This is a genomic window from Tabrizicola soli (assembly GCF_015999335.1).
Classification (GTDB): Bacteria; Pseudomonadota; Alphaproteobacteria; order Rhodobacterales; family Rhodobacteraceae; genus Tabrizicola; species Tabrizicola soli.
In genome coordinates this window covers 1-10767 of the sequence record NZ_JAEACP010000022.1, presented here as the reverse complement: position 1 = coordinate 10767, position 10767 = coordinate 1, and the positions used below count along the sequence as shown (strand labels likewise).

The window sequence follows — 10767 nt, the reverse complement described above, 5'->3', positions numbered from 1 at the left end:
TCCACACCTCCCCCCCGCGGACCGTCCGCCCCCCGCCCCCCCGCCCCGCCCCCCCCACAGCCTCCGCGGCAGCGCCGTCCTTGGGGGCTCGATGCCCCCAAGGACGGCTCCCCGGCCGGGAAATCCACCCGTTCCGGACCGAAAGCCCTTGAATCCGCCGGCTCAAGCGGCAACATCACGCAAAACCCGCCGCGCTGCGACGCCTGCCGCCACGACGAGGACGCCAACCCGCATGACCCCAGCCCTGATCGTGGCGCTTCCCTTCCTGGGCGCAGTGCTGCCCGCACTCCTGATCCGGCTCGGCCGCACTCCGGCCGCTGTCGGCACCGCCCTGCCCACGCTGGCCGCGCTCGCGCTCCTGCTGTCCGCCGCCCCCGCCGTCCTTGCCGGAGGCAGCATCACAACCCGCCTCGACTGGCTCCCCGCCCTCGGCCTCGGCGCCGATTTCCGCCTCGACGGCCTCGGCCTCCTCTTCGCCGGGCTGATCCTCGGCATCGGGCTTCTCATCATCCTCTACGCCCGCTTCTACCTCGCCCCCCGCGACCCGATGGGCCGGTTCTACAGCTACCTCCTGATGTTCCAGGGCGCGATGCTGGGGATCGTGCTCTCCGACAACCTCCTCCTCCTACTCGTCTTCTGGGAGCTCACCTCGCTCTCCTCCTTCCTCCTCATCGGCTACTGGAGCCACCTGCCCGAGGGCCGCCAGGGCGCCCGCATGGCCCTGGCCGTCACCGGCGGCGGCGGCCTCGCGATGATCGCGGGCATGCTGATCCTCGGCTCCATCGCCGGCACCCACGACCTGAGCCAGATCCTCACCCAGCGCGAGGCAATCCAGGCCAGCCCGCTCTACCTGCCCGCCCTCCTCCTGATCCTCGCCGGCGCCTTCACCAAATCGGCGCAGTTCCCGTTCCACTTCTGGCTGCCGCACGCCATGGCCGCCCCCACCCCGGTCTCGGCCTATCTCCACTCCGCCACCATGGTGAAGGCCGGGATCTTCCTGATGGCCCGGCTCTGGCCCGTGCTCTCCGGCACGCCCGAGTGGTTCTGGATCGTCACCACCACCGGCCTCGTCACCATGGTTCTGGCCGCCGCCATCGCCATGTTCAAGGACGACCTGAAGGCGCTCCTCGCCTTCTCGACGGTCAGCCACCTCGGCCTGATCACCATGCTCTTGGGCTTCGGCACCAAAGCCGCCGCAACCGTCGCCGTCTTCCACATCCTGAACCACGCCACCTTCAAGGCCGCGCTCTTCATGGTCGCCGGAATCGTCGACCATTCCGCCCATACCCGCGACCTCCGCCGCCTCGGCGGCCTGCGCCACCTGATGCCGCTCACCTTCGCCATCGCCCTTCTCGCCGCGCTCTCCATGGCCGGGATCCCGCCCCTGAACGGCTTCCTCTCCAAGGAGCTGATGCTGGAGGAAGCCGCCCATACCGCCTGGCTCACCCCCTGGGCGATGGGCGCGCTGGCCACCCTCGGCGCGGCGATCTCGGTGGGCTACAGCTTCCGTCTCCTGGCCCAGGGCTTCCTCGGCCCCCGGCGCACCGACTATCCCCACACGCCGCACGACCCCGGCCCCGGCCTCTGGGCCGCCCCCGGCCTCCTGGCCCTGCTGGTGGTCCTCATCGGCCTTCTCCCCATGGCCAGCGCCGCCTGGCTCGTCGACAGCGCCGCCAGCGCCGTCACCGGCCAGCCCGTCGCGGTGAAGATCGGCCACTGGCACGGGACCGGGGCCCCCGCGCTCTGGATGTCGCTCGCGGCGATCGGCGGCGGCCTCTTCCTCCTCGGCCTCTACCGCCCGCTCCGCGCCGCCTGGGACCACGCCCCCCGGCCCGAGGCGAAGCGCCTCTTCGACGCCGCCACCGACGTCCTGGTCCGCCTCTCGCGTCACATCACCGACGGCTTGCACGACGGCGCCTTCGGCCGCAGCGTCGCCCTCGCCGTCCTTGCCATCGCCGCCGCCGCGCTCTGGGCCTTCCTCGGCAAAGGCCACACCCCCGGCACCCGCGCGACCCTGCCCGCCGACCCGGTCACCGTCACCATCTGGGCCGTCATGCTGGCGGCCGCCCTCGCCACCCCAGTGCTCCACCGCAAGCGGCTGGTGGCCCTGATCCTGACCGGCGTCACCGGCCTCCTGATCGCGCCCCTGTTCATGCTCTTCTCCGCCCCCGACCTCGCCCTCACGCAGGTCTCGGTCGAGGTGGTGACCGTGCTCCTCATGCTCCTCGCGCTGCACTTCCTGCCCAAGGAGACCCCCGCCGAAAGCCGCCCCGCCCGCCGGCTGCGCGACGCCGCCGTCGCCGCCATCGCCGGCCTCGGCATCGGCGCCCTCGCCTGGTCCATGCTCACGCGCGAGGCGGCCTTCCCGCCGATCTCGGCCTTCCACCTCGCGCAGTCGAAGCCGGGGGCCGGGGGCACCAACGCCGTCAACACCATCATCGTCGACTTCCGCGGCTACGACACCTTCGGCGAGATCATCGTCCTCGGCATCGCCGCCCTGGTCATCTTCGCCCTCGCCCAGGCGCTCCTGCGCAGCCCCGCCGTCACCCAACGGCTCCGGGCCTGGCCCCGAGCGAGGGAATCCGGCGACCGCCACCCGATGATGCTGGTCGTCGCCACCCGGCTCCTCCTGCCGATGGCGATGCTGGTCGGCATCTACATCTACCTGCGCGGCCACAACCTGCCCGGCGGCGGTTTCGTCGCCGGCCTCGTCTTCGCCATCGCCTATCTCATGCAATACATGGCCTCGGGATACGACTGGACCCACGCCCGCCAGCGTTACGACCACCACGCCCTGATCGGCGCCGGAGTGCTCACCGCCCTCCTCGCCGGCACCGGCGCCTGGGCCTTCGGCCTGCCATTCCTGACCTCGGGCTACACCTACGTCCACCTCTGGCCGCTCGAGGAATTCGAGCTCGCCAGCGCCGCGATCTTCGACCTCGGCGTCTTCCTCTGCGTCCTCGGCGCGGTGCTCCTCGCCCTCGCCTCGCTCTCCCGCCTCGCGCTCAAGACCGGCGAGCCGGTCAACCTCCGCGCCTACGACACCGAGGAGTCGCCCTGATGCCCGCCCTCCCCGCTCCCGCCCGCGCGGCGATCCCTCCCCGGCCCGCGTGCCCTGCGCCCAGCAGCAGAGGGCCGGTCACCCTCCCCGCGCATGCCACCCAAGAAGACGCCCTGACGCATCTTCTTTCCGCCCCGGCCCGCGTCCCCGGCGCGCCGTTCCCGGCCCTCTCCCGCCTCGCGCCCAGGACCGGCGAGCCGGTCAACCCGCCCGCCCATGCCACCGGGGGAACGCCCTGATGGAAGCCCTCCTCGCCAGCGCCATCGGCACGCTGACCGCCGTCGGGATCTACCTGATGCTGCGCCTGCGCAGCTTCCCGGTGATCCTCGGCCTCACCTTCCTCAGCTACGCCGTCAACCTCTTCATCTTCGCCGCCGGCCGGCTTGCGGTGAACGCGGCCCCGATCATCGGCACCCCCGGCCCCCATGCCGACCCGCTGCCCCAGGCCCTGGTGCTGACCGCCATCGTGATCTCCTTCGGCATGACCGCCGTGATGATGATCATGGCCATCGGCGGCCACCTCGCCGCCGGCCACGACCGCATCGACCTCGACCGGAGGAACGACCAGCCATGACCCGCGCCTTCCCCCGGATACTCCCGCCCGAGGCCGCCCGGTCCCTCCCGCCTCCTTCATGCGGCGGGGCGGGACGAAAGACCTGCGCACCGGCGTCCGTTTTCACGGCCGCCCCGACGCAGGGCCCCGCCGCATGAGCCACTGGATCATCGCCCCCGTCGTCCTGCCCGCGCTGGCGGCCGCCGTCATGGTCATCGCGCTGCGCGGCAACCTCGCCCTGCAACGCGCCGCGAGCCTGGCCGCGATCCTCGCCCTCAACGCCATCGCGCTCGCCCTCCTCAAAGCCAGCCCCACGCCCGAGGCCTATTTCCTCGGCGACTGGCCCGCCCCCTTCGGCATCGTCCTGGTCCTCGACCGGCTCTCGGCGCTGATGCTCGCCCTCCTCGCCGGCCTCGCGCTCCCCGTCGCGCTCTACGCCATCGGCTCGGGCTGGGACGCGAAGGGCGCGCATTTCCACCCGCTCCTCCAGTTCCTCCTCATGGGCATCGGCGGCGCCTTCCTGACCGGCGACGCCTTCAACCTCTTCGTCTTCTTCGAGGTCCTGCTCATCGCCTCCTACGGGCTGATGATCCACGGCGGCGGCGGCGCCCGGACCCGCGCCGGGATCCAGTACATCGCCTTCAACCTGCTCGGCTCCTCGCTCTTCCTCTTCGCCCTGGCGCTCCTCTACGCCGTCACCGGCACGCTCAACATGGCCGACCTCGCGGCGAAACTGCCCGGCCTGCCGCAAGGCGACACCGCCCTCCTCCGCGTCGCCGCCGTCCTGCTGATCCTGGTCTTCGCGATCAAGGGCGCCCTCGTGCCGCTGCAATTCTGGCTCCCCGGCACCTATGCCAACGCGCCCGGAGTCGTCGCCGCCATGTTCGCCGTGATGACCAAGATCGGCGCCTACGCCACATTGCGCTTCGGCACCCTGGTCTTCCCGCCCGACCTGCCGGCCACCGGCCCGCTCTTGGCGGACCTCCTCTATCCCGCCGCCCTCGCCACCCTCGCCGTCGGAGCCATCGGCACCCTCGGCGCCGGCACCCTGCCGCGCCTCGCGGCCTTCGCCGGCATCGCCTCGATGGGCACGGTGTTCCTCGCCCTCTCCGCCTTCACCCCCGCCAGCACCGCCGCCGCGCTCTACTACATCCTGCACTCCACCCTCGCGACCGCGCTCCTCTTCCTCGTGGCCGACCTCGTCACCCGCCGCCGCGCCCATGCCCGCCTCAGCCCCGCGCCGGCGATCCCCACCTCCGGTCCGATCGCCGCGCTCGACTTCGCCGCCGCCATCGCGCTCGTCGGCCTGCCGCCGCTCTCCGGCTTCCTCGGCAAGCTCCTCGTCCTCGACGCCCTGCGCGACCGCGCCGCCCTGGCCTGGACCGCGCTCCTCCTCGCCTCCTTCCTGATGCTCGTCGGCCAGGCCCGCGCCGGCTCCATCCTGTTCTGGAAGGCCGAGCCCGCCGACCCCGCCCCGACCCGCGAGCCGCTCGCCCTTGCCGCGGCCTTCGCCCTCCTCGCCGCGCTCGCCGCCCTGACCCTCGCCGCCGGCCCCGTCACCGACTGGCTCGCCGCAACCGCCGACGCGCTCCACGATCCCGCCGCCTATATCGCCGCCACCGGGCTGGAGGACGCATGAGACGCCTATTCCCCCACCCCTACCTGACCCTCACCCTGACGGGGATGTGGTTCCTGCTGGTGAACGAATGGAAGCTCGGCAGCCTGGTCATGGCGCTGATCCTGGGCACCATCCTCCCGCTCGTCACCTCGGCCTGGTGGCCCGACCGGCCCCGGATCCGCCGCCCCCTCGCCCTCGCCGCCTATGCCGCGCTGGTCCTCTGGGACGTGATCCTCGCCAATTTCCAGGTCGCCCGCATCGTCCTCTTCCTGCCGCGCGACCGCATCCGCTCGGCCTGGATCCCCGTCCCCCTCGCCCTCACCCAGCCCGAGGCGATCAGCCTCCTCGCCGGGACCATCACCATGACCCCCGGCACGCTGACCGCCGACCTCTCCGCCGACGGCCGCGTCCTTCTTGTCCACGCGCTGCACGCCCCCGACCCCGACGCCGTCCGCGACGAGATCAAGTCGCGTTACGAGGCCCGCCTGCAAAGGATTTTCGCATGATCCTGCCCCATGCCCTGACCCTCTTCCTGGCCTGCATCGCGCTTTCGCTGGTGCTGAACCTCTGGCGTCTCCTCACCGCGCCGACGCTGACCGACCGCATCCTCACCCTCGACACCATGGCGGTGAACGCCATCGCGCTGGTCGTCGCCTGGGGGATCCGGGCCGGGACCGGCCTCTATCTGGAAATCGCCGTGCTCTTTTCGCTGACCGGCTTCGTCGGCACCGTCGCCTACTGCAAGTACCTCCTGCGCGGGAGCATCATCGAATGACCCTCCTCCTCGACCTCGCCCTCTCGGCCGTCCTGGTCGGCGGCGGACTCTTCGCCCTCATCGGCTCCTACGGCCTCCTCCGCCTGCCGCGCCCGATGCAGCGGCTGCACGCGCCGACCAAGGCCACCACGATCGGCGTCGGCGCGGCCCTCCTCGTCTCGGCGCTGGACATGCTGGGCGCGGGAAGCATCAGCTGGCAGGAACTCCTGATCACCCTCTTTCTCCTCCTCACCGCCCCGGTCTCGGCCCTGTTCCTCGCCAAGACCCTGATCCTGCGCGGCGAGGCCGACCCGAACCTGCCCGCCACCGGCACCGGGGCGGACTGGGCCACCCTCGCCCCGGAACGCGCCGACCCCTAGGATTTGACCATCCGGTCAGGAATCCCCCCGTCCGCCCCTTGCCACCCCCGGCCCCCGCATGGCATCGTCGGTGGCAATCGAAGGAGGGGCAATGGACCCGACTGCCGCCCTTGCAGACCGCCACCCGGCACCTTGCGCCTCCCTCCCCCCTCCGTGGGGGAGGGATGGGGTGGGGGGGCATCCCGCACCCAGCCACAGCCAAGGGACCATCTCCCGATGACCACCGCCACCGCACCGCGGACCGCCCTCCTGCCGCAAGTCACCCATGCCCGGAATCCCGGCATGGCGCTCGACCTCGACTGGGTCGCCTCGGTCCAGGCCAACACCTCCGCCATCGAACGCCGCGCCGCCACCCTGCCCGGCCGCCGTTCGGTGAAGAAAGAATATCAGGCCGCCTGGCTGCTGAAGGCGATTTCGCTCATCGACCTCACCACCCTTTCCGGCGACGACACCGCGGGCCGCGTCCAGCGCCTCTGCGCCAAGGCCCGCCAGCCGGTCGCCCCCTGGATGCTGGAGCGTCTGGGAATGCAGGGGCTCACCACCGGCGCCGTCTGCGTCTATCACGAGATGGTCGAAACCGCCGTCCGCGCCCTCGAAGGCACGCAGATCCCGGTCGCCGCCGTCTCCACCGGCTTCCCGGCGGGCCTCTCGCCCTACCGCTTGCGCATCGCCGAGATCGGCGAAAGCGTCCGCGCCGGGGCGCGCGAGATCGACATCGTCATCTCCCGCCGCCATGTCCTGACCCAGAACTGGCAGGCGCTCTACGACGAGATGCGCGACATGCGCGAGGCCTGCGGCGACGCCCATGTCAAGGCGATCCTCGCCACCGGCGAGCTTGGCACGCTGCGCAACGTCGCCCGCGCCAGCCTGGTCTGCATGATGGGCGGGGCGGATTTCATCAAGACCTCCACCGGCAAGGAAGCCGTCAACGCGACGCTGCCGGTAAGCCTCACCATGATCCGCGCCATTCGCGACTACGAGGCGCGCACCGGCTTCAAGGTCGGCTACAAACCCGCCGGCGGCATCGCCAAGGCCAAGGACGCGCTGCTCTACCTCGCCCTGATGAAGGACGAACTCGGCCACCCCTGGCTGCAGCCCGACCTCTTCCGCTTCGGCGCCTCCAGCCTCCTCGGCGATATCGAACGCCAGCTTGAACACCACCTCACCGGCCACTACTCCGCCGCCAACCGCCACGCGATGGGGTGACCCCATGCCCCCCGCCCGGCCTTTCATCTTTGCCCAAATATCCCCGCCGGAGGCGCAGGCCCGCCATAAGGAGCCGCCTCTTGCAGTTGAGGACCTGACCCCATGACCATCAAGGAAATCTTCGACAGCATGGCCTACGGCCCCGCCCCCGAATCCGCGTCTGAGGCCCTCGCCTGGATCACCCGCCACAACGGCACATTCGGCCATTTCATCGACGGAACCTTCACCCCACCGGGCGAGACCTTCACAACCTCCAACCCCGCCACCGGCAAGCCCCTCGCCCAGGTCACCCAAGGCGCTCCCGGCGACGTGGCAAGCGCGGTCGCCGCCGCCCGCCGCGCCCAGCCGAAATGGGCCCGCCTCCCCGCCTACCAAAGGACGAGATACCTCTACGCCCTCGCCCGCCTGGTGCAAAAACACTCCCGCCTCCTCGCCACGCTCGAAACCCTCGACAACGGCAAACCGATCCGCGAGTCCCGCGACATCGACATTCCCCTCGTCGCCCGCCATTTCTCCTACCACGCCGGCCTCGCACAGCTCCTGCCCGGCGAGCACCCAGACCTGACACCGCTGGGAGTCTGCGGCGCCGTCATCCCCTGGAACTTCCCGCTCCTGATGCTCGCCTGGAAGGTCGCCCCCGCCCTCGCCGCCGGGAACACCGTGGTCCTCAAACCCGCCGAATACACCCCCCTCACCGCCCTCCTCTTCGCCGAAATCTCCAAGGAGGCCGGCCTGCCGAAAGGCGTCCTCAACATCGTCACCGGCGACGGCGCCACCGGCGCGGCCCTGGTAGACGCAGACGTCGACAAGATCGCCTTCACCGGCTCCACCTCGGTCGGCAAGCGCATCCGCGAGGCCACCGCCGGCACCGGCAGGGCCCTCACCCTCGAGCTTGGCGGCAAGTCCCCCTACATCGTCTTCGACGACGCCGACCTCGACTCCGCCGTCGAGGGGCTGGTGGACGCAATCTGGTTCAACCAGGGCCAGGTCTGCTGCGCCGGCTCCCGCCTCCTCGTCCAGGAAGGCGTCGCCCCCCGCTTCTACGAGAAACTGAAACGCCGGATGGACGGCCTCCGCCTCGGCGACCCGCTCGACAAGGCCATCGACGTGGGCGCCGTGGTCGATCCCATCCAACTGCAAACCATCACCGATCTGGTGAAGAACAACCCCGAGGGCGAGCACTATGTCGCCGCCACCGCCGTGCCGCAGGGCTGCTTCTACCCCCCCACCCTGATCACCGGCCTCGGCACCGCCTCGACCCTGATGCAGGAAGAGATCTTCGGCCCCGTCCTCGTCTCGATGACCTTCCGCACGCCCGAAGAGGCCGTGGCCTTGGCCAACAACACCCGCTACGGCCTCGCCGCGACGCTCTGGACGGAAAACGTCAACCTCGCCCTCGACATGGCCCCGAAACTGAAGGCCGGGGTGGTCTGGGTCAACGCCACCAACCTCTTCGACGCCGCCGCCGGCTTCGGCGGCGTCCGCGAGAGCGGCTTCGGCCGCGAAGGCGGATGGGAGGGCCTGATGGCCTATCTCAAGCCCGCCGCCAAACCCGCGCTCCTCAAGCCTGCCCAACCCATTGCGGCCCCGCAGGACCCCATCGTCGACTCCCTCGACCGCACCGCCAAGATGTATATCGGTGGCAAGCAGGCCCGCCCCGACTCGGGCTATTCGCAACCCGTCTACGGCCCGAAGGGCAAGCTTCTCGGCCATGTCGGCATCGGCAACCGCAAGGACATCCGCAACGCCGTGGAGGCCGCCCATGCCGCCAAAGGCTGGGCGAAAACCACCGCCTACAACCGCGCGCAGGTCCTCTACTTCATCGCCGAAAACCTCTCCGCAAGGCAGGGGGAGTTCGCGGCACGCCTGCAAGACCTCACCGGCAAACCCGGCACGGCAGAGGTCGAAGCCGCCATCCAGCGCCTCTTCACCTATGCCGCCTGGGCCGACAAATACGACGGCGCCGCCAAATCCGTCCCGATCCGCGGCATCGCGCTTGCGATGAACGAACCCGTGGGCGTGATCGGCGCCCTCCTGCCCGACGAGGCCCCCCTCCTCGGCCTCGTCTCCACCATGGCCCCCGCCATCGCCATGGGCAACACGGTGGTCCTCGTCCCCGGCGCCGCCCCCCTTGCGGCGACCGACTTCTACCAGATCCTCGACACCTCCGACCTGCCGGGGGGCGTGGTCAACATCGTCACCGGCCCGGCGCAAGACCTCGCCAAGAGCCTCGCCGGCCACATGGACGTGGACGCGGTCTGGAGTTTCTCCTCCCAGAACCTCTCCGCCCTGATCGAACGCGAGGCCGCCGGCAACCTGAAACGCACCTGGGTCAACCACGGGAGAGAGCGCGACTGGCTCTCCCCCACCGCCGAAGGCCGGACCTTCCTGGCCCAGGCGACCGAGATCAAGACGGTCTGGGTGCCGTATGGGGAGTGAGGCTTGTTTACGTAGATCACTGTTTGGACAACTCCAACTTGACTCTACGAAACTATGTCACCTCGCATTGCAATGTTGACTACACGATAGCCATTTGCTCCGAAGTAAGCGACGTCTTCCGTTTCAAGATGAGTGATCCTGTAAACTAGCAACTTTATTTGTGCAGCAAGAACCGCATGTCCAGAATACACAATTCTTATCTTAAGCCATGAATCATGCTTTAATTTATCGGCCAAGGCGCGCAGTCGGTCTACAAGATAGCTCTCTAATGAGGCATCCGAACTTACGTCAATTGCCCCACTAGAAAAGACATAGACCTCACCTTCAAGCACACTGTCCGGAATTTTGTGCATGGTATCATCAGCAACAATTGTTAGCCGCTTCGAAGAAGCTGGAGTAGCGCGCCGGAGGATCTGAAGAGCCGCTTCAACTCCAATATCGTCAACGATCTGTTGAATTTCAGCATTCATACTAGCCATTTTTCTCTACCAGTCGAGCTACGTCCTCAAAGTAGAACTTTCCAATAAAGCCAGACTTAGACACCCTTAGCGCGGGAACTTTCCGCTGCCCTGTGGAAGTGGTGTGCTCTATGACGTAACCCTTCTCGTCAAAGAGGACAGCCGCATATCTAGGCTCCAGACCCATTGATTTCGGGCGGTTCGCGTGATTCAGGCCTCGCAAGGAGACCTGACCGATGAGCAACCTCTACTGGCTGTCCGAGGCGCAAATGGAGCGCCTGAAGCCATTCTTTCCGAA

General features: G+C 69.2%; 9 protein-coding genes. 8 read left to right on the top strand and 1 reads right to left on the bottom strand.

Going from position 1 to position 10767, the window contains the following annotated elements; translation table 11 throughout:
• Window positions 1-232: 232 nt before the first annotated feature.
• From I7S92_RS18580 to I7S92_RS18545, 8 genes are all read left to right on the top strand, one after another.
• On the top strand, window positions 233-3061 hold the full coding sequence (locus I7S92_RS18580; protein ID WP_197647018.1) for a monovalent cation/H+ antiporter subunit A: 2829 nt from the start codon (window positions 233-235) through the stop codon (window positions 3059-3061).
• A gap of 238 nt (window positions 3062-3299) precedes the next feature.
• On the top strand, window positions 3300-3635 hold the full coding sequence (locus I7S92_RS18575; RefSeq protein WP_197647017.1) for a Na+/H+ antiporter subunit C: 336 nt from the start codon (window positions 3300-3302) through the stop codon (window positions 3633-3635).
• A gap of 133 nt (window positions 3636-3768) precedes the next feature.
• Complete coding sequence (locus I7S92_RS18570; RefSeq protein WP_197647016.1) at window positions 3769-5253, top strand: monovalent cation/H+ antiporter subunit D; 1485 nt, start codon at window positions 3769-3771, stop codon at window positions 5251-5253.
• The gene (locus I7S92_RS18565) at window positions 5250-5738 is read left to right on the top strand and encodes a Na+/H+ antiporter subunit E (protein WP_197647015.1); all 489 of its coding nucleotides are present in this window, start codon (window positions 5250-5252) and stop codon (window positions 5736-5738) included. The genes I7S92_RS18570 and I7S92_RS18565 overlap by 4 nt, the downstream gene beginning before the upstream one ends.
• Window positions 5735-6007 (top strand): K+/H+ antiporter subunit F, encoded by a 273-nt coding sequence (locus I7S92_RS18560; protein WP_197647014.1) that lies wholly within the window; start codon window positions 5735-5737, stop codon window positions 6005-6007. Before I7S92_RS18565 ends, I7S92_RS18560 begins: the two co-directional genes overlap by 4 nt.
• The gene (locus tag I7S92_RS18555) at window positions 6004-6366 is read left to right on the top strand and encodes a cation:proton antiporter (RefSeq protein ID WP_197647013.1); all 363 of its coding nucleotides are present in this window, start codon (window positions 6004-6006) and stop codon (window positions 6364-6366) included. The genes I7S92_RS18560 and I7S92_RS18555 overlap by 4 nt, the downstream gene beginning before the upstream one ends.
• A 216-nt stretch (window positions 6367-6582) precedes the next feature.
• Window positions 6583-7572 (top strand): deoxyribose-phosphate aldolase, encoded by a 990-nt coding sequence (gene deoC, locus I7S92_RS18550; protein ID WP_197647012.1) that lies wholly within the window; start codon window positions 6583-6585, stop codon window positions 7570-7572.
• Between the two features lie 102 nt (window positions 7573-7674).
• Window positions 7675-10011, top strand: a complete 2337-nt coding sequence (locus I7S92_RS18545) for an aldehyde dehydrogenase family protein (RefSeq protein ID WP_197647011.1) — start codon at window positions 7675-7677, stop codon at window positions 10009-10011.
• A gap of 44 nt (window positions 10012-10055) precedes the next feature.
• On the opposite strand, the gene I7S92_RS18540 is transcribed toward I7S92_RS18545, so the two are convergent.
• Window positions 10056-10490, bottom strand: a complete 435-nt coding sequence (locus I7S92_RS18540) for a hypothetical protein (protein ID WP_197647010.1) — start codon at window positions 10488-10490, stop codon at window positions 10056-10058.
• Between the last annotated feature and the right edge of the window lie 277 nt (window positions 10491-10767).

Coding starts and splice junctions, on each gene's coding strand:
- I7S92_RS18580 (WP_197647018.1), top strand. CDS start 233: ATGACCCCAGCCCTGATCGTGGCGCTTCCCTTCCTGGGCGCAGTGCTG.
- I7S92_RS18575 (WP_197647017.1), top strand. CDS start 3,300: ATGGAAGCCCTCCTCGCCAGCGCCATCGGCACGCTGACCGCCGTCGGG.
- I7S92_RS18570 (WP_197647016.1), top strand. CDS start 3,769: ATGAGCCACTGGATCATCGCCCCCGTCGTCCTGCCCGCGCTGGCGGCC.
- I7S92_RS18565 (WP_197647015.1), top strand. CDS start 5,250: ATGAGACGCCTATTCCCCCACCCCTACCTGACCCTCACCCTGACGGGG.
- I7S92_RS18560 (WP_197647014.1), top strand. CDS start 5,735: ATGATCCTGCCCCATGCCCTGACCCTCTTCCTGGCCTGCATCGCGCTT.
- I7S92_RS18555 (WP_197647013.1), top strand. CDS start 6,004: ATGACCCTCCTCCTCGACCTCGCCCTCTCGGCCGTCCTGGTCGGCGGC.
- deoC (WP_197647012.1), top strand. CDS start 6,583: ATGACCACCGCCACCGCACCGCGGACCGCCCTCCTGCCGCAAGTCACC.
- I7S92_RS18545 (WP_197647011.1), top strand. CDS start 7,675: ATGACCATCAAGGAAATCTTCGACAGCATGGCCTACGGCCCCGCCCCC.
- I7S92_RS18540 (WP_197647010.1), bottom strand. CDS start 10,490: ATGGCTAGTATGAATGCTGAAATTCAACAGATCGTTGACGATATTGGA.